This is a genomic window from Paenibacillus sp. PK1-4R (assembly GCF_030369595.1).
In the GTDB taxonomy this organism is placed as follows: domain Bacteria; phylum Bacillota; class Bacilli; order Paenibacillales; family Paenibacillaceae; genus Paenibacillus.
Window position 1 is genome coordinate 4244477 of record NZ_CP126535.1, and the last position, 18751, is coordinate 4263227.

At 45.2% G+C, this 18751-nt stretch carries 21 protein-coding genes; 7 read left to right on the forward strand and 14 right to left on the reverse strand.

Features of this window, described 5'->3' with window-relative positions:
- Positions 1-91: 91 nt before the first annotated feature.
- Positions 92-1030: an alpha/beta fold hydrolase gene (locus tag QNO02_RS18275; protein ID WP_289389592.1), complete on the forward strand. Its 939-nt coding sequence runs from the start codon at positions 92-94 to the stop codon at positions 1028-1030.
- Between the two features lie 141 nt (positions 1031-1171).
- Here the strand turns inward: QNO02_RS18275 and QNO02_RS18280 are convergent, their stop codons facing one another.
- Both QNO02_RS18280 and QNO02_RS18285 read right to left on the reverse strand, forming a co-directional pair.
- Complete coding sequence (locus tag QNO02_RS18280; protein ID WP_289389593.1) at positions 1172-1900, reverse strand: DUF1361 domain-containing protein; 729 nt, start codon at positions 1898-1900, stop codon at positions 1172-1174.
- A 29-nt stretch (positions 1901-1929) separates the two neighbouring features.
- A complete protein-coding gene (locus QNO02_RS18285; RefSeq protein ID WP_289389594.1) occupies positions 1930-2466 on the reverse strand; it encodes a hypothetical protein in 537 nt (178 codons plus the stop codon).
- A 324-nt stretch (positions 2467-2790) separates the two neighbouring features.
- Between QNO02_RS18285 and QNO02_RS18290 the strand changes: the two genes are divergently transcribed.
- Positions 2791-3432 carry a spore coat protein gene (locus tag QNO02_RS18290; protein WP_502921889.1) on the forward strand — a complete coding sequence of 214 codons (642 nt, stop codon included), beginning with the start codon at positions 2791-2793 and terminating at the stop codon, positions 3430-3432.
- A gap of 238 nt (positions 3433-3670) precedes the next feature.
- Positions 3671-4627: a hypothetical protein gene (locus QNO02_RS18295; protein ID WP_289389596.1), complete on the forward strand. Its 957-nt coding sequence runs from the start codon at positions 3671-3673 to the stop codon at positions 4625-4627.
- Between the two features lie 99 nt (positions 4628-4726).
- On the opposite strand, the gene QNO02_RS18300 is transcribed toward QNO02_RS18295, so the two are convergent.
- On the reverse strand, positions 4727-5662 hold the full coding sequence (locus QNO02_RS18300; RefSeq protein WP_289389597.1) for a sigma-70 family RNA polymerase sigma factor: 936 nt from the start codon (positions 5660-5662) through the stop codon (positions 4727-4729).
- Between the two features lie 33 nt (positions 5663-5695).
- Positions 5696-6142 carry a carboxymuconolactone decarboxylase family protein gene (locus QNO02_RS18305; RefSeq protein WP_249912302.1) on the reverse strand — a complete coding sequence of 149 codons (447 nt, stop codon included), beginning with the start codon at positions 6140-6142 and terminating at the stop codon, positions 5696-5698.
- Between the two features lie 413 nt (positions 6143-6555).
- Here QNO02_RS18305 and QNO02_RS18310 point away from each other — a divergent pair, with 413 nt between their 5' ends.
- The gene (locus tag QNO02_RS18310; RefSeq protein ID WP_289389598.1) at positions 6556-7602 is read left to right on the forward strand and encodes a Rieske 2Fe-2S domain-containing protein; all 1047 of its coding nucleotides are present in this window, start codon (positions 6556-6558) and stop codon (positions 7600-7602) included.
- Between the two features lie 463 nt (positions 7603-8065).
- Here the strand turns inward: QNO02_RS18310 and QNO02_RS18315 are convergent, their stop codons facing one another.
- Positions 8066-8875 carry a cupin domain-containing protein gene (locus QNO02_RS18315; protein WP_289389599.1) on the reverse strand — a complete coding sequence of 270 codons (810 nt, stop codon included), beginning with the start codon at positions 8873-8875 and terminating at the stop codon, positions 8066-8068.
- Between the two features lie 148 nt (positions 8876-9023).
- Positions 9024-10076, reverse strand: coding sequence for a leucine-rich repeat domain-containing protein (locus QNO02_RS18320; protein ID WP_289389600.1), 1053 nt, complete (start codon positions 10074-10076; stop codon positions 9024-9026).
- Between the two features lie 109 nt (positions 10077-10185).
- Between QNO02_RS18320 and QNO02_RS18325 the strand changes: the two genes are divergently transcribed.
- Positions 10186-10512, forward strand: a complete 327-nt coding sequence (locus tag QNO02_RS18325; RefSeq protein WP_289389601.1) for a hypothetical protein — start codon at positions 10186-10188, stop codon at positions 10510-10512.
- Between the two features lie 94 nt (positions 10513-10606).
- Here the strand turns inward: QNO02_RS18325 and QNO02_RS18330 are convergent, their stop codons facing one another.
- The 7 genes from QNO02_RS18330 to QNO02_RS18360 are packed head-to-tail and all read right to left on the reverse strand — an operon-like array spanning position 10607 to position 15652.
- Positions 10607-11212, reverse strand: coding sequence for an SMI1/KNR4 family protein (locus tag QNO02_RS18330; protein ID WP_289389602.1), 606 nt, complete (start codon positions 11210-11212; stop codon positions 10607-10609).
- Positions 11213-11232: 20 nt separating this feature from the next.
- Entirely contained in the window at positions 11233-11655 is a 423-nt protein-coding gene (locus QNO02_RS18335) for a hypothetical protein (RefSeq protein WP_289389603.1), read from the reverse strand.
- Positions 11656-11687: 32 nt separating this feature from the next.
- Positions 11688-12989, reverse strand: a complete 1302-nt coding sequence (locus QNO02_RS18340) for a hypothetical protein (protein ID WP_289389605.1) — start codon at positions 12987-12989, stop codon at positions 11688-11690.
- A 21-nt stretch (positions 12990-13010) separates the two neighbouring features.
- Positions 13011-13745: an SMI1/KNR4 family protein gene (locus QNO02_RS18345; protein ID WP_289389606.1), complete on the reverse strand. Its 735-nt coding sequence runs from the start codon at positions 13743-13745 to the stop codon at positions 13011-13013.
- Positions 13746-13789: 44 nt separating this feature from the next.
- Complete coding sequence (locus QNO02_RS18350; protein WP_289389607.1) at positions 13790-14350, reverse strand: hypothetical protein; 561 nt, start codon at positions 14348-14350, stop codon at positions 13790-13792.
- Positions 14347-14997 (reverse strand): hypothetical protein, encoded by a 651-nt coding sequence (locus QNO02_RS18355; protein ID WP_289389608.1) that lies wholly within the window; start codon positions 14995-14997, stop codon positions 14347-14349. The genes QNO02_RS18350 and QNO02_RS18355 overlap by 4 nt, the downstream gene beginning before the upstream one ends.
- Before the next feature lie 46 nt (positions 14998-15043).
- On the reverse strand, positions 15044-15652 hold the full coding sequence (locus QNO02_RS18360) for a hypothetical protein (RefSeq protein ID WP_289389609.1): 609 nt from the start codon (positions 15650-15652) through the stop codon (positions 15044-15046).
- Positions 15653-15933: 281 nt separating this feature from the next.
- Here QNO02_RS18360 and QNO02_RS18365 point away from each other — a divergent pair, with 281 nt between their 5' ends.
- Complete coding sequence (locus QNO02_RS18365; protein ID WP_289389610.1) at positions 15934-16923, forward strand: multicopper oxidase domain-containing protein; 990 nt, start codon at positions 15934-15936, stop codon at positions 16921-16923.
- A 57-nt stretch (positions 16924-16980) separates the two neighbouring features.
- Positions 16981-17682, forward strand: coding sequence for a Crp/Fnr family transcriptional regulator (locus tag QNO02_RS18370; RefSeq protein ID WP_289389611.1), 702 nt, complete (start codon positions 16981-16983; stop codon positions 17680-17682).
- 208 nt (positions 17683-17890) lie between these two features.
- On the opposite strand, the gene QNO02_RS18375 is transcribed toward QNO02_RS18370, so the two are convergent.
- Positions 17891-18613 carry a ZIP family metal transporter gene (locus QNO02_RS18375; protein ID WP_133385286.1) on the reverse strand — a complete coding sequence of 241 codons (723 nt, stop codon included), beginning with the start codon at positions 18611-18613 and terminating at the stop codon, positions 17891-17893.
- Between the last annotated feature and the right edge of the window lie 138 nt (positions 18614-18751).

Consider the following 18751-nt stretch of genomic DNA (forward strand, 5'->3'; position numbering starts at 1 on the left):
AGGAATTCATAAGATCATGCATACAACTACCCCAGCCTCAACACGCAAGAAATTCAGAGTTTTCACCTTCATAATAAGGTTATTCTGCACAATGCTACTACTGATAGGTGCCGCTTTCGTCTATGAGTGGTTTGCTTCGTCGCAGGCCAAAAAGGACTTTCCACCTCTAGGTACACTCGTTCAAGTCGGCGGTTACCAACTACACATTCATAAACAAGGCAATGGTTCACCGACCATACTCATGGAGGCTGGAAGTGGTGAAACCAGTTTGTCGTGGAGAGACATTCCTGTGGAACTTGCCCAACATGCAACGGTGGTCACGTATGATCGCGCAGGATATGCCTGGAGTGAATCTGCACCTACAGAACGTACAGGTGCCAATATCGTCAAAGATTTACATGCAGCTCTGGAGAAGGAGAATATCCGCGGCCCTTACATTATGGTAGGTCATTCCCTTGGGGGTATGTATGCCAGACTCTTCGCACAGACGTATACAAGTGAGGTTCAGAGCCTTGTCCTCATTGATGCGAGACCCGAGGATGATGAACGGAATACAAAGGCTCTGTTGGAACAGGCTCAGTTTCAGGGAAACCCGCCTGCCTCCTTGTTATCTTTACTGAAGGTATCTGGCGCTTTCAGATTATTTCCAGACTTTATGCTTGATGGTCTGGTTGCCAAGCAAGATCGGGATACCTTTGTTAATGTGATTGCTACCCCTTCCTATTTTCACGCCAAAGAAGAAGAAGCCCTCCACGCCCATTCAACAGAAGATGCCATTCGTGGCCAACGTCTTGGATCAATCCCTGTACGTATCATTGCACGCGGACGTCCTCAAGACTATGCTAGTGCAGGGATTTCGGTTGACATTGGGCAGAAGCTCGAATCCATATGGCAATCGGGGCAACGGAACATGTTGAATATATCGAAGGATAGTCAGCTCATTGTGGCCACCCGCAGTGGGCATATGATTATTCACGATGAACCTGAACTGGTTGTGAAAACAATCCTTGAGCTAATCTCTGATAAGTAGAGATATTTTTCTTCAGAACATCCTGCGCTCGATCCAATGTTAAAGGGCTGTTCCGATAGCCATGTGTATGACTTGGAACAGCCCTTCAAGCAATGTACCTTAAGATTAGATCTAATAAGTTCGGGTTTAAGAAAACAAATGTTAGCGTAACGCTTTTAGGTCCGACTCGGGACTTCCTGCACTCTTCTTCATTTCACGGGGAGCCCTCGTATTGATCAGATAATACAATGTGGCATAGATTGTAGTGATAAACGTGCCAAAAAACAGGCAAAACGCCAGAGACGGACGGCTTACACTTTCGTGCATCAGTTCAATCAACGTCTCGCGATTCGTCAGTGCATCCCAGCTATTCAGTCGATATACACGTCCAAGCAAGACCCCGTAACTCCCCAAAGCACAGCCAGCCAGTACAAAGATCCAGGATGCCCAGCGTCCAATTCGGTGATAGATCACTTCCTGAAGCTGATACATTGACAGGAAGCCAAGCAGGAGTCCAGTCCAGACAAACATTAATACAACACTCAAGTCGTACCAATATGTGTAGTCCACTCCGTTCCCACCATAATACCGGGAACTTCTCGCTGTCAGATGAACCAAATCCGTAACAATATAAGAAGAGTTCGGGAAAAATAACAACCACAGCAGCCCACTTGCGACTGCAAGCCATACGGCACCTTTCCATTTCACATCACTTAAAAGATAGGCTGCATAAGAGAACACAAAAGGAATCCAGCCCAAGAACAGATTCCAGATCAGGAAGCGGAAATAACGCTGATCCAGCCAATCTGCGGCTACATAGTACAAGCCAAGTGTTACTGCAGTGACCACACTAAGGAAAATAAATATGCGAATATAATTCAGTTTTCTCAATGATTCTGACCTCACTTGATAAAATTCAATTAATTTCGAAAATATTGGATGATTTCTTCCTTATTCTTTTCAACACGTAAATTCAATCCACGTTTATCCTTTAATCCATACTGCTGTAATTCATGGCCTGGATCAAGCACCAACGGTTTAGTCGCCACATCAACCAGCAAGTCCATCGTCAATTGATAGGTTTCCCGTATCTTGTCCATCGGCAGAGAAGATTCATACCGTTTAATCAACTCAATCAGACGTTCAGCGTACACGAGACGAACCATACTGTCCGCACTCTTCAATTGTCTTGAAGCAAATGCTGTAATTGCCATAATAATTGATGGTTCTGTCCGATGTTTGGCAATCAACGCAAGTTCATCCACCTCATCCCAATTCATGATAGACAGCTCGGAACTTAATTGTTGAATTCGCTCCCCTATCCATTGTTCCTCTAGCTCTTGGGGTACGTCCCAGCGCTTATAGTCGGCATACACGCCTTCTCGATGCATCTGTATAGCGCTCCCGTAATGTTTGACGAACAAATCCTTTGCTACACCCCAATCGGTCTCTTCCATCTTTAACCACCACCATGCCTATTCCTATTTGTGCGTATACTCCTAACACATTACATAAGTTTACTACTTTCCAAGCATACTATAGAAGTTGAACTATACATTGGCACGAGAACGCAGAGGACAGAAAGAACCTGAAGAAGCGAAGCGTTCGCATTTATCACCGGATTTTCACCTTTGTAAAATTGAATTAAAAATCTGGGGATAACAGCGATCGGAAGGTTGTTCTGTCATCGGAGTGGCAAGTGTAAATATTCTTTCGTTCAACTTATATAGAATCATACCATTTACCAAAGGAGAATCAAATTTACAATGAATCCAAATTCCATGAACCCTCAGAATGTAGCACAACCCACATTGAATGCTAATCCAAATGTCACCCCTAACATGAATCATGGCGGCCATGAGATGTTCGACGTGCACGAGATTCTGTCCTCCACCATTAACGTGCTGGATCAATACATGATCTTTCGTACATTTGTACAGAGCCAGGAACTGATTGGCATTCTGGACCGGCAATACAACTTCATATTATCCCAGTACAATCTGACAGCAGAGTGTTTTGCATCCGGACAGAAGCCTCATCAAGAGACAGCTACCTATATGATCCCCAACATGGTACCACCGGTATATGGCCTTAAGCCATCAGCACCGAAAAAACCAAACCAGAGCTTGGCCGATGTAAAGGATGCCGGAATCAGCGGTCATATGCTGGGACTGATCAAATCACATGCGAGTCTGCTCGGCATGTCCTGTAGCGAGATCACAAATGGAACGGTTCGCCGAGTCATCGCTTCTCAGATCCAGCATTTTATCGAGATGGCCTATGAAATTTTCATGTTCCAGAATAAAAACGCCTATTACCAAGTACCTCAACTCACTCCAAGTGATACACAGCAGATGCTTCAGGCATACATTCCAGCAACCGGAGCACCTCAGATGCCTAATAGCAATAAACCACTTCATTAATTAGAAAATAAAGTCCGAATACCTACAACAGTCTCTTTAACCCTTTCGGGTTTAAGGGGCTGTTCTTTAATTATGTAATCTTTTTCCTACTGAAGACACTTGATTCGCTTACCAGAAACTGGTTTAATCAAAGACAGAACTTACATATTCAACATACGGATCATACATATAAAATACGGTGAAATGCGGTTATAAGAAAATTCAAATGGCTTTTCTTCATTAATGGGGAGGTATACAAATGAGATGGAAGCAACCTGTTAAACTTGGTTTCCTGGCTATGGCTCTTGGCTGTACTGCCATTGGCTCAACACTGACGACCTCAACAACACTGGCTGCACCTGTCCCCGCTTCCAAAGCGGTGTATCATCAATTCCAAACCTATCGAACAGAAGCAGTGAAGTCCACAGAAAGTCTGATTAAAGCACGTAAATACCTGATGAATCATATCGATAAAGCCAGCCCTTGGCAGGCCACACTAATGACGCTGCAATTGGAGAACATGCAGAACGTAAAGCTGGCTGATGTGGATCACCAAATGTATACGGAACAATTTCAACAGGCCATATCTCAAGCCCATGAACAACTTGGTTACGAACAGAAGCTTACATATAGTCGTCTGCTCAAAGAAATTAAAGATCCGGCAGTGAAGAAGCTTCTGCAGGAAGCATCTGATCTCGGGTTCAAACTGGAAACCAGTGAAGGCTTGTATTACCCCATCATCAATTATGAGATATATCAAAAGTTCAAGCCTTTTGTAAAGGCTGATATTGCTGCGTACATTGATATTATGGCTACCGAGTCCAACCAAATGACGACTTCAGATGGTGGCATTATCATCTCCTGGAATGAATTAATTCAGCGTACATTGGAGAAAGAAGCCTTTTTGAACAATTTTCCGAATTCCAATCGTACATCTGCAGTGAAGCAGTGGATATCTGTGGATTACCTGTTTTACGGAAGTGACAACACGCCTGCATATGATTGGTTCACTGACGACGAAGAAATTCGCACCATAGACCCTGAGGTGAAAAAGGCTTACGAGAAAGCTTTGGCTAAGCGGGAGCCCAATACAGAGAGTGTTATTCTGGACACTATGGAAAAGATTTTGCTGCTCCTCAATCAGAACAATGATGAGCTTACACCTGAAGTCAGAGCAATCATCGAAAATGTTCAACAACAATTTGCTCCGGAGTAATTGGATGCTGAATAACAAAATGTAAATGAAAAAAAAGCGGCAATCCTCGTGACAGAGGGTGCCGCTTTTAAGTTTACATATCAACTCCTTACGTTTGGATCAAAGAGTTGAAGTGTCTATTGATGTAAGTTTGTTCGGATTTACGACGAGATACACGCCCTCAATCCGCTCTCCAGAAGCGTCCAACTCCAAACAGAGTACCTCGGACAACTGCCCTTCTTTCATCAATGCGAGTTGAAGCTCGCCATTGATCCACATGGGTACCCATTCTCTTTCACGCAATCGCGTAAGGACTCGCCGTGAGGTCAGGAGTGCAAGCACACCTTTGTGCACGTTCATTGTTCTCATAACCGTATGAACAACGCCACCGCCATCTGCTGTAAATACAGGCTGATCTGCCAGTAACTCCAGCATGGCAGAGACGTCATAACGAAGGAAAGCCGATGTAAAACGGCTCAGCAATTCACCTTTGGCTTTCATATCTGCATCACTCTGCTCGATCGGCGGAAGTCTTTCAGGCAAGTTCCGTCTGGCGCGGCTAAAGATTTGACGGCAGTTACTCTCCGTTTTGCCCAGCCAATCCGCTATTTCGGAATAATCATATCGGAACGCTTCACGAAGTACAAAAACAGCGCGTTCCATGGGCGATAGAAGCTCCAACATGACCAGATAGGCGTAGGAGATCAGCTCTTTTTTCTCCATCGTTTCCTCTGGCATGTTCGACTCTTCACTGTCACCCATCGGCTCTGGCAGCCACTCACCAACATAACTTTCCCGCTGATTACGGGCGGAATTTAGCAGATTCAAGCTTCGGTTCACAACCAATCTGGCGATGTAGGACTTGGGATTACGAATATCCTGAGCAGACGTGCTCTGAATCCCCGCAAAGCAATCCTGTACAATATCTTCAGCCTCTACCACACTGCCCAGCATGCGGTAAGCTATTGAAAATGCATATTTTTTATAAAGAATATACAACTCACCAACATCCAGAGAAGACACATCTGGCTCATTGGCGTGGAGATTGGAATTCATAAGAATGGCCCCCTCTGGCATGGTGCATGTATCTTAGTTAAAGCAACCCGGATACATCCCAGTTGTGATCGCAATCCGGTTCCAGTTGTTAATCGTGTTAATGGCCAGGATCAGATCCACCAGTTCGGATTCACTGAAATGTTCACGAACCTTATCGTACAACGCAAGTGGTACACCGTGTTCCGAGATTCGGGTCACCGCTTCAGCCAGCTCCAGCATAACACGTTCTTGATCCGTGAAGAAAGCCACTTCACGCCACACACTCAGCAATAAAATATGATCCGCATAATCTCCCAGTTTCATCAGATCTTTGGCATGCATATCGAGACAAAAGGCGCAGCCATTGATCTGGGACACTCGGATTTTTAACAACTCATACAATACTTTATTTTCAAATTGCCCGGATATATATTGCTCCATTGCCATCATCGCTTTAAAAGCGCCTGGACTCACTGCTCTGTAGTTCGTTCTTAAATTCATTTCTCATTCGCCTCCGTCATTTGGTTTACATACTGAAGACAAACGACGGCCGGAATCTGTGACATTCTTTACGAAAATCTTTTTATGCCCACAAGAATGGTTGCTCAACTAACGAATATTCACACTGAGATTCTGATGGCAGGACAACCTCCATGGAGTTGATAATCAGTAATGGAAAGAAATAACATACTGAATGTCTGTCCTCATTCTATAAAATTAACATCTAACGTAAGAAAAATCCGCGTTTTTCCGTATCTATGTACGTTTTTTACTGATCTGTTTGTGATTTCAACCAAAAGTAGGTTGGATATATTGATACTTTGACCAAAGGAGTAGTAACATACGGCTAATCAAGTTAACTTTTCTAACACAAAAAGAGAATCGTTTATTCATATCGGCAAGGAGTGTTTCCTATGATAACTTCCAATGCAAACCGTAATGTGACGTCCGAATTGCCTAGAGGCTGTACGTTCACCGCTGAAGACTGGCATGTTTTATCCCAATATTGGTATCCGATAGCCCAAGCAACCGAAGTAACAGACAAACCACTTGCTGCTCAATTACTCGATGTGAAGCTGGTTCTCTATCGCAGTAATGATCAGGTTGTGGTAGCCAAGGATCTTTGTTTTCACCGCGGGGCTCCACTTAGCAAAGGCTGGGTAGAAAATGGCGAGATTGTCTGCCCTTATCACGGTTTTCGATATAATTGCGAAGGCAAATGTACCGCCGTACCTGCGCACCCAAGTTCCAAGATCTCGCCTAAGCTCAAACTTATCGTGTACCCGGCAGTTGAACGTTATGGCTTAATATGGACTACACTGGCAGGAATGGAAGAACAGATCCCCTCCTTCCCTGGTTGGGATGATCCGGATTATATCAATATTTTGCCACCCAACTTTGACATTGCTGGTTCCTCTGGACGACAAATGGAGGGTTTCCTGGATGTATCCCATTTTGCCTATGTGCATACCGAAACGTTTGGTGACCGAAACAACACAGAAGTCCCCCAATACAAAGTGAAACGCGAAGGTAATGAGTTACTGGCCGAGTATTGGAGTACGGTGAGTAACTATGGCAAAGGGCAAGATCTTGTTGCACCTGAAGGTTTCCAATGGTTGCGCGAGTTTCGAGTGTTCCCACCTTTTGCGGCCTCTCTTACGGTACATTTCCCAGGAGACGACAAGCTGAATATTCTGAATTGTGCTTCGCCGATCTCTGCCCGTTATACACGTCTATTCTGTCCAATCACACGCAACTTTGACAAAGACGCTCCGATTGAAGACACAATCAAGTTCAACTTGCAGGTATTTGAAGAAGACCGCGAGATGGTCGAGTCACAGAAACCGGAGGATCTGCCCCTTGATCTGCATGCCGAAGCCCATATTCCCGCTGACCGTACTTCGATTGCTTATCGTCAATTATTAACGGAGCTTGGCTTGGGACGAAATTACACATCGTAAATTATATAGGTACTCTTCAACCTCAGGCAATCTATCGATGATGGATGTCAGCGCCTAAAAATTCTTGAAGTACCATCCTGCAGACTCTGGGGAAGGGTAGACCATTTTCTTAGGAACTCAGGACATCTTATTTGGCCTCTAGGTCCTCATTTAAAATTGTAAGGAACCTCAGACACTTTATTTCCCAAAATCCCCGATAAAAACACTTCATACGGCTGTTTATTCTGATATAACGTGTCTCAGATTCTTTAGATTTCTGAGCACGCCTCAAATCCTTGATTAAGACGCCTACGATTCGTTAGCACTCCATGCTTCGGACACGTTCAGGTATCTATCGGCTTTCAGCAGGTTTGAAGACACCTTTGATCCAAAAAAGAAGCGTTCCTTTGCGGACGCTTCTTTTGCTACACCTAATTCAACTGAGTTACCTATGTGTATTAAGATAAACCTTGTCTACTAAAGTTCATCTTTCCTCTTGATTATTCGTATTCACAGGAAGCTCTCTATAATACGGACAGCCCGGCTCATGAATAATACGTGGATCAACCCAAGTCCCCCAGTACGGAAGACGGTTCACGTAAGGTTGCATGTTTGGTTGGTTGTTGGGTTGCATGTTTGGTTGTACATTGGATTGTGTGTATGGTTGCATATTTGGCTGTACATTGGGTTGTACATTAGGCATTACGTAAGGCTGATGATTCACATTTGGAGCACTGTTAGAGGCGGGAGCAGTTGAAGGCTGGCAATCTGCCGGCGGACCAATAATCACTGTTTTTTGGATCGGAGCCAGCGCTTCTTGAACTTTTTTCTCATCCAGACAGTACGTATAAGCCAAAAGTTTTGCAGGTGTAAGACGTAAGGTGTCTGAGCCAAATATCGCCTCAGGAACAGGAGCATCAAAAACTGCCAGTAAGTGTGTATGATCTGCAGTAGCCACTTCATAGTGCCACCAGCCTTGAGGAACGTTAGCCACCTGCCCCGGAGTAATCGGGAAATGAAGAAGCTCGTTGGTAAACGGATTAATGAGGGAAACAACTGCCGCACCGCTGATGCAGTATACCAACTCCGTTGCATTCTGATGCGTATGTGGTTCAACCACATTGCCCGTGTTGAGGAAAATATCCAGTAAAGAAGCATTGCCCAGTGTGTTTAACTGCTTGATGGAAAGAGAGTTAATATAGTTGTTCTCATCCTTCTTGAATAACGGGTTATTGCTCAAATCGTAAGTAAATTCGGTGGTTGGTAAAGTGTAATCCATGTATGAGGTTGCCAAAATAAAACGCCTGCCCTTCGCTCTCGGTTTAGGTCATAACCTATATGCCAGCTTATGCCCAGCGCCCAGATACGTGAGCCCATTTCCGCCAAGTTTTCATCCCATAATAAATATCCCTGACTCGGACATCCCGAGCAGGGCTCATTGGCTACATGTTCTTTTTCATTTCCCAGACTTCTTCCCAATGGGTTCCAAATGGAATATTCATTAAGTCTACATACTCCAGCCAGTGCATTCTTGTGACAACATCCGGGGTTCCGTCAATTAGTGCATTCGTCACCAGTAAAGCAAGCAGATTCTTCAGTTTTTCCAGCTCCGGAGGGAGTTCACGTATACCAGAATATACTATCTCCAGATACTTCAGTTCACTTAATTCACCAATCTCAGGCGGGATGCAATTTAGTCCCAATTCAGATTGTGGTCTGGGCCTCCAACCAGGTACAGATTCAAAAGGGCTGCCACAATAAATTCTTAACTCTTGAAGTTGCTTCAGTTTCCCGATCTCTGCCGGAAGACGCTCCAGATCCAGCGTTGTAATGACCAATCTTTCCAATGAAGTCAGTTCGAACAGACTTGCAGGGAGCGAGTACAGATTCTGCTCAAAAATCGTCAGCTCCTTCAAGTGCTTCAACTCCCGAATTCGTTCGGGAAGCTCACTTAAACCGTGTAAGCTGATATCCAGCTTATCGGTCTGATGCCTGATCGCATCGTCCAGAAGATGATCAATTTCCTTATGACGGTCCAATTCAAAGAACAACCCCGGAATCCGCTCCATAAGTTCACTCGCTTCTTTGTATGTAATCCTCATGCCGTACATATGTTCATGGGCAACAGAGAAAAAATAATCATTTCCGTCTTCTGTTATAAAACAAAGATCGTCCGGCAATGCCGGGTAACACCAATCATGAAAACGATTAGCTTCTTCTTTGAGCACTTGACCCGATTCCGGCGTACAGCGATATGTATAATAGGTGCCTTCTGAATAATAGGCTCCGCTTTTCAGCATCATCTCTTCCATCGTAGCACGTTCCACAAGATAGGGTTTCAATCTCTCTAATACACGAAACACTTCCGGTATCTCGTTCTCTTCGTACCTTTGTCTATCAACCAGAATAAACCGGTCTGTCTTCTCGATCAATTCGTCAATCAGCAGTTCATAGGCAGTTCCTTTTGGATCCGTGTGAAAAGCTACGGCTACCATATGTTCACCCCTCATGGCACTATATTCATTAATCTTTAATCTGCTGTATCATCTGAAACCACTGTGGCATAGGCTGATATCATCAATCCAGTTATTGGAGGCTTGTTACATGGCATACGGCCCAGGTTCAGTATCATCCCCGCAACCTGCGGGTTATCCTTACCCTTATTATCCACCACCGCCACCGTACCCGTACCCTTATCCCTATCCATACCCGCCCATCGTTCCTGTTCCACTGCCATATCCGATCGGTGGTCCTTGGTGGCATGGTGGATATCCCGGCGGTGGTTACCCCGGTGGACACCCTGGTCATTTCCCAGGAGGTGGCTATCCCGGTGGACCTCACGGAGGTGGACCTGGCGGTCCGGGTGGTCCAAGTGGACACGGAGGACCTCCAGGCGGCGGATTTCACGGACATCGTTTCTTTCAGTGGTAATCATGAGACGTATCCAAAGTTCAGGTTCAGATCAGATAAAGAAGCTGCTTCGGCAGCTTCTTTATTATTAAGGAATTATCTAATCGTTCAGGATTTAATATGTGATCTCATCCATCATCTTCAGATTACGGTTCGACATGCTGAGGAGATCCGTGAATGTAGGTGTTAAATAATAAACAAAGTCTGGATCGTGCACGTACATAATAATCTGCCCATACGTGCCTTCCACCGTTGGATCGAAATCGAGCATCAGATACAGTGAACCTCCCGCGATCGTTGCAAAAGGAATCCATGGTTTATGGAACAGGTATGGCTTGATCTCCGGGTCCAACTGACTGATCTCTTCGGCAGAATAATACTCTTCCAGCTTCTCATCTACTTCACAGAAGTATTGTTTGGTCTCTCGAATCTCTTCCAATGACATCAGATAAAAGGGGGTGCATCGGCCCTTCTCGGCATCACCTGGGTATAGCACATGCAACCCGTAACCACTACCGTCTTTGCCTTGGTAAAAGGTACGAAAATCGCCAGGCAGCCGGACGCCATACTCCTTTTCGAATAGATCGAGACTTTCCTCGGATGCACCTTCCCGATGTTGATATTCTTCGAACAATTGCCGAATCTCGTGATCCTGTATTCTCTCATCTAACAAGTGATTCAACTCGTCCATAAGTACGTTTAATGATACATTCCGCTCCACGCTCACCACACCTCCCTATCTCAGCCCTTCTCTTCTTGTAGATATTGATGATATTCCCAAAATGCTTCTTCCTCTCCGCCACCTTCAATCAGAACCATGACTGCATAAGATAACAAATTAAGCCATTGTTCCATCAACGCCACCTGTTCGTCCGAGATAAGGTTGTTTCTGCGAAGCATACCCTCAGGTTCAACGGCCCAGGCGCGTGCCATATGAGTAATTCCCCATAGACATGCTATGACTTCCCGATCCAGTGAAGGCCGTGCAAGTTCTGGTGCCAGAACCCGCAGTATCTCCATCAACTCATTAAAATTCTCCTCAATCAAATGGCCACGAAAGGGCCGCAGACTGCCAATAAAACCGTTTTCCATCTTGGGATGACTCAGATCATCATAGGAAAAGGAATGACATTTTAATAACGTTACTGCCTCTTCACGTTCCATTCCTTCACCCCTAACTAGGTCAAAATGCTAACTCACCAGCGCAGAGGTTCTTCTCCACGCCACAACACATATCGCTCCAGCTCCCGAAGAGTGCCTGTACCGATCCCGTACTCGTCCATTTCTTTGGAACGAAGATCGAGCACATGCAGCATGCCACCATACGTGCCAACTGCAAGTTTGGACTGTTCCGGCGATACGGTGAGAGAATAGATGGTACTTCCCACAAAATGACGCCATACTTCCTTACCCTCGCCATTTACACAATATAGATAACCATATGCATCACCAAGCACCATGCCTGCCTCTATTTCAACCGCTGCATACACTCGTGCATTCTCATCCATGACCGGCCAATCTTCCTTCGTTTCGTTACCTGCGATTGATCCCAGCGGAACCTGTATCGTTACCCCGTTATAGAAATGACATGCGTTAAACCAGACGGTCTGGTTATCACTGGTGAATGCCGCATAATGAGGATAGCTTGATTCCGGATAGAGGGAGTATGTCTTGTTCAGCTGGCGGTCCATCACCATATGATTGCTCCCTTGGCTACCATATGCTATCCATCGACCATCCTGAGATACCGCTGCATGTCCCATATCTATCTGAGTATCCTCTAGCTCATATTCTTCGATCTCTGCCAGATCGGGATGAAGCAAGGTCACCTGAGCTTGTGTGACGAGATATATCCCGTATCTTGAATGGATGAGTAGTGCTCTCCCTTCATCCATAGGTATAAGTCCTTCAAGTGTCCGTTCGGGATGCTCACAATCCGCAAGTGATTCAATCCGCGGTAAGGACGACTGTATCCGGGATTGAATATCTTCCCATCGATATGTCGCTATCTCTTGTCCTTCGAACCTGCGATCTGGCTGACGAATAATACGAATCCCATCCGGTCCTGCAAGTGCATAGTCCAATCCGTCTGATGAGCAACCTGCAAAAGTATATGCAGAGATCAACTGCCATCCGTGCTGATCCATCGTATAGATCTGACCATTCTCCGTGAAGATACCCGTATTACATACACATGTCTCTTCGTTCAGATAACCTACAACATTGACCGCCTGCATGGAAGCCTGAAACGCCTCGCTCAATGGCCACGTCGCTGCTGGCAGCTCACGTCGAAGCACCTCCAAGTCACCGTGGAGATTGGCCTGTCTCACCATATGGAATACTTCAGTACTCATATCGCTTCTGGAATCGTCCTTCAGCTCGGATTCATCTGGTTGCTCTCCCTCCATGCCTTTCCGTACAAATGCATTGACATCCCTTGCATAACGCTTGCCTTCATTACGCCATTGTTCCGCGATGTCCTCTTTTAACCAACTCATAGGTTCTCCTCCACTCTAGCCCTATTCATATGCCGTACAATGATGTGCTTGCAAAAACAGACTGATATCGTTATCGCTCGCCTCCTCCGCACCGTTTTTTTCTTCATAGAACAGGGCAACTTCTCTCCCGTTTGCATAGTTAAAACGTACATATCCTCCCATCGACGCCATAAACAGCTTGCACATGTACTCATTCTCCAACACAGCGTCCCACTTAAATTCCGTTTTGCATGTATCGGCCAGTTCCTTCATGGAGCTTCCCTGTCCCGTCCCTGTAAAATGATAAAATGTGTGCTTACGCAGCTCATTCCACGGTTCAAAATAAAGTGGCGTTATCGGTTTATCCTGATGGTAATACCCACAATAGATCCGGTCCAGCGTTACGCCAAATTCAGTCTCCGAGCATGTCCATAAGGTGATATGTTCATTATGACGCGGTAGCCACAACAGCCCCTCAACTTTAGGATGAACAGCAAGGAAATCTCCATCTACAGAACTGCCGATGGTGATGCACTGCGCAAGTTGATGCTGACTTATAGGCGATTCATCCGTATGTATCCAAAAATCATATTCCACAAAAGGCTTCAGCACTTCCGGGTCCGGTCTCTGAACATTCATCCAGCCCGTGTATGTGCCTTCACCGTATTGTTCAATCCAAGCGCGGTATGACAAAGGTAGCGAGATGGCGTGCTGTTGTTCAAAGTGATCCAGTTCCTCTGCTGGAACCGGCTTAATTACACAGGATACGATATACATTTGTCGACATCTCCCATCTCAGTTTGGTTCATTCGTATACAGATCTAAGCCAGTTCTTCCTGTACAATGTCAGTCCATACCCCTTTACGGTTCAGAATACGAATGGCGAACGCATCATATCCATCACGTTTGACCTGATCAAAATGCATGCGCTCTCCCGTAATCAGTTCATACGTACCATGCTCATCTACATCTTCGCCAAACTCATCATCCCAAGGCACATTGTAGTAGGCCGTCAACTCTACCTCAAAGATATCCTCTCCTTCAACATCCAGATAAGGGCGAAGTGGTCTGTTATGTAGGGCTTCTTCCGAATAGGTCTCACATAACATGGCATCATATCCGTGCTTGGCGGCATCAATGAGCAGGTAGCGTTCACCCGTGACGGTATGCTCCGCATATACAAGAATCGGTGTCGAATCATGCCAGGTAATCAGATCATCTTCCGTCAAGTCACCATAATAAAAAATATGGAATTTATCATGTCCGTCACTCGATTGAAGTTTGCCTTTCCACTCTACTTCATCGGGTTTAATGTCCTCTTCCTTCCTAATTAATCCTTCCAGATAAGCAGGTCCGTGCTGTACACCATACGCATTCATCATCTCGCCTCCGATTTGTTCATTCGAATGGTAACCACTTTGTGTTCCTCATCCACCGTCAGTTTCACATCAATGTTAAGCTTGTCGCGAAATAACGCCGTAATATTGATATACGGATCGCGGGCAGGTTCGCTACTGCCGCCACTGTTACGGCTCATTCCCTGATGAATGATCGACTCCACCAATTCGTGATCCGCTTTGCCGGTATTATCGTAGGTGTAGATCACCTGCCCATCCTGATCATACAGATTTAAGACCGTTGTAAAATCATTAGCGTTCTCATACTTTCTTTCAGTCTGCACATAGTTGTGATCTGTAGTTTGATAGTCTACAGTACCAGCCAGATACGGATTGTCCCCACCGGGCTTCACTTCATACTCCCGATAGGCCAGATTAAACAGGTATTGGAGATGACTCATGTCGATCCGGTAATAAAGCTGACGGTTATCCTCTTGTTTATCCATCGCTGCAAAACTGTTAATAAGCGGCCAAGCCCCATAGGACTCACCATTAACATCAATCGCCAGAGCATAGTCAGATAAGACTGTCTCTTTTTGAAATATGCCATAAGTCTGTAAAATAAAATAAGCCGGAATCATCAACATACCCAGAATGAATGCAAAAATACTAAGTTTAACTCGTAGTTTCATGTCTTCTCTCCCTTGCAGCTTTAATGCTTCATCTTCACTTTCAGTCTCATCCAGTCTTATGCTGAAGCTTCGTCAGTGTACGCACAACCATATCCCTGTTCTTCGCATCCTTAATATAAGCCGGAATACTATGTGAAGCTGTTCTTAAAGGCATATTTCCAGGTTTCTCACGCAGATCTGCGGAAACATAAGCAATGAGATAATTCAGGTGCTCCCGATTCACAGCCCATATGATTTTTCCTCTGAACTCATCTAGGAAGTATAGTTCCAACCCGAATACAGGATCTTTCCCTGCACGAATCTCGGAAAAACACCTTCCGTATGTCGATTTGGCATGTAATTCAACCTGATTAACAGCACCACAATGCGGACATTCCACATGCGTTGATCGGTGAGAAGTCTTCTTCCCGTCTGTGACTTCCACGTTAAACCAACGTTCACATACAGCACAATTCCCCTTGGCCTTATATTGATACACCGGTTCTTCAAGCGCTTGAGCGTAACAATCGAAACATTTCCATCCCAGTTGATCTTTCCGTTTTTCAATAGAAGCGTGTCCACCGCATTTTGGACATTTCACATCAACCCTATCACCCCGACGAAGTACCGAATAGAAGCTGTACTTATAAGCACTCTCATCTTCGAAACGTTTCATTCCGTATCCACCTTTCTTCTGAAACTACGATATACACGGCGTCAAAATACTCAACATTTACCAATCCATCTCTCTAAAATTATATGAAACTCCGTTCCTCAGCACAAGAATTGAAGGCAGATTGTTGGAATTGACTCTAATATGAAATAACCAAGTGTGTGCCTCGTCACACCCGTTCCTGCCTCTATAACGTAATCTATACCTAAATCACAACTGAAATGAAAGAAAACCTGCTTTTTTTGGATTGTGAAAAACATCACTTGAGTAAAGGTTGTGCAACTATGCCATTCTTACTGAATGTATATAAATACTCTCTTATATTGGCCATCTTCACGGCCACACTGTCTCATTGCAGTTCTACCGATCAGGTTAAACCGGTTCACCACAATGAAGTTTCGCCTTCTGCTGTTAGCCAAGCTCCGGTAGACCCTATCATTCGCAGAGAAGGTACCACGGTATATATTGAAATGACGGCTCAAGTTACCGATATCGAAATCTCCAAAGGTGTGATCTATAACGCTTGGACATTTAATGGGACCGTACCCGGACCCGTCCTACGAGTGACAGAAGGAGATACGTTGGTGTTCACGTTAAAAAATAAAGATTCCAGCCTGCCTCACTCCATGGATTTTCACGCTGTACATGCCGCTCCCAGCAGCAAATTTATCGATGTTATGCCAGGCGAGGAAGGCACATTCACCTATCCAACCTCCTCCCCCGGTGTATTTATGTATCACTGTGGAACCAAACCCGTGCTTGCCCATATCGCAAACGGGATGTACGGCATGATTATTGTTGAACCAAAGGCTGGATACCCTTCTGATCACTTGGTAGATCGTGAGTATACCCTTGTTCAGAGTGAATGGTATAAAGAACATGATTACGAAGCTTTTTTAAACGGAGAACCGGATTATGTCGTATTTAACGGCAATGATTATGGATTGACCGAACATCCCTTGTTAGCCAAAGTAGGAGATACAGTGCGGATCTATGTCAGTAATGCTGGACCCAATGAAGTCTCATCCTTCCACGTTGTAGGTACAATTATGGACCGTGTGTATACCGATGGAAATCCACGCAACATCCAGTATGGAATACAGACGGTTATGCTTCCTGCAAGTGGTGGCGCTGTCGTAGAGTTTACCGTGACCGAAGAAGGTGATTATGCGATTGTAACCCATCAGTTCAACCATGTAGCCAAAGGAGCGTCCGCTGTTCTCCGTGTGACTATAGATGGTACGGATCATGGTGGAACTGCCATGTCTCACTGAGACATGACAATAGATGATGGCTGTACACATTCTGAACAATTTCGAGGTGATGAAACGATGATTTGTGAGCACGAAGCCAATGATGCCTGTTTCTCCAAAGTATCTCTGTTCCAGCATCTAGATCCATCCGAAGCTGAATTGTTGACCTCCCTTTTGCATACCCGGGAATATAACAAAGGTGAAGTTGTCGTACATGAGGGCGAACGCTCAGATACGCTTTACGTGGTTCATCAGGGATGTGTGAAGTTATCCAAATACAATGAAAGTGGCAAGGAACATATTATGCGGTTTCTGTTTCCCGGAGATTTCTTCGGACAAGATTCCCTGTTACACCAAAAACCACATGCTGCAAACGCTGACGTTCTGGAGCCTTCGGCCATCTGCTCCATCAACAAACATGACTTCGACCAGTTGCTTGAACATGATCCAAAGCTTGCTTATCATTTCCTGCTTGCCATTTCCAATCTTCTCCGTGAAACTGATGAATGGAACAGCTCGCTTAGTGCGATGACAACGGAACAGAAGATTGCCAAGCTGCTGTTGTTCTTCCATACCCGGAATCATGCAAAACATGAGATCCGCTTGCCTGTTTTCAAAAAAGATATGGCTCTATTGCTTGGTATCACACCAGAGACGCTTAGTCGTAAACTCGCCATGATGCAAAGTCAGGGACTGCTGCAGGTTACAGGAAACTGCATCCTTATTCTTCAACTGGAGCAGCTTAGGGAAAGAATGGAACCGCCTGCCCGAATTCAATAAATTAGGTACGAAAACTTGCAGGTGCGGAGGAAGCTGTTTTGGCAAAAAAAGAGTATCCGATCAGAAACCACTCTGTTCGGATACTCTTTTTATATAAATTCAACTCATATTTACACAAAAACGGAGAAAACAGAAATAAGCTGAGGAAGCGAAGCGTGCGCCTTAAAGCTTTCTGAAAGAAAGCTGCATCGAAAGCTTATTCTCTCATCTACAGATCGAGCAACAGCGACACAAGCAATCCCATGGATGCAATCAAACCCACTACAGGCCCACCCTCTTCAAAGGCTTCCGGCATCATCGTTGAGCAGATCATGGCAATGATTCCACCACCTGCAAATGCACCAATCGCTGCACCCATCTCCTCTGGAAGCTGTTCCAGAAACAGATATCCGCCCAGTGCTGCAAGCGCGGAGATCAACAGTACACTCAGCCACATCAATATGATTTTGCCACGACTGTACTTGCCTTGTAGTCCAACCGTACTAGACAGACCTTCAGGAATGTTGCTGACAAAGATTGATACTACCAGAACCACACTGACACCGTTTCCGGCCAGCAAGCTGGCTCCAAGCATGATGGATTCCGGGATAGCATCCATTACCGTGCCTGCAAAGATTCCAAGCCCGCTTTGATTCGAGTCTCCCGACTTTGCCGATCGTTTACGCCCCGCCCCTCCCTTTGCAGAAACGAGCAGGTCAAACAGGGTGTACACGACAGCACCCGCCGTAAATCCAATGGCTGTAGGTATAATTCCTCCATCATTCAGCGCATCTCCGAGAAGTTCAAAGGTCGCTGCACCAATTAATGTTCCTGTCCCAAAAGCCATAATCCAACCAATGACTCGTTTGGGAATCTTCAGAAACAATGCTGCGAGTGCGCCAATGACTACCGCTGAGGCAGAGATGCCGCCCCACATGAATGCAGTCCACATCCGGGCCGACCCCTCTCTTGTTCAATCATATTCTATCATTCCATTAACCCTGGTTGAGCAATCAAAAACAGTGATATGGCTTTACGGTGATCTATATCACCTGATGTGTTCAAAAATCACGCTATGATACAATGATGT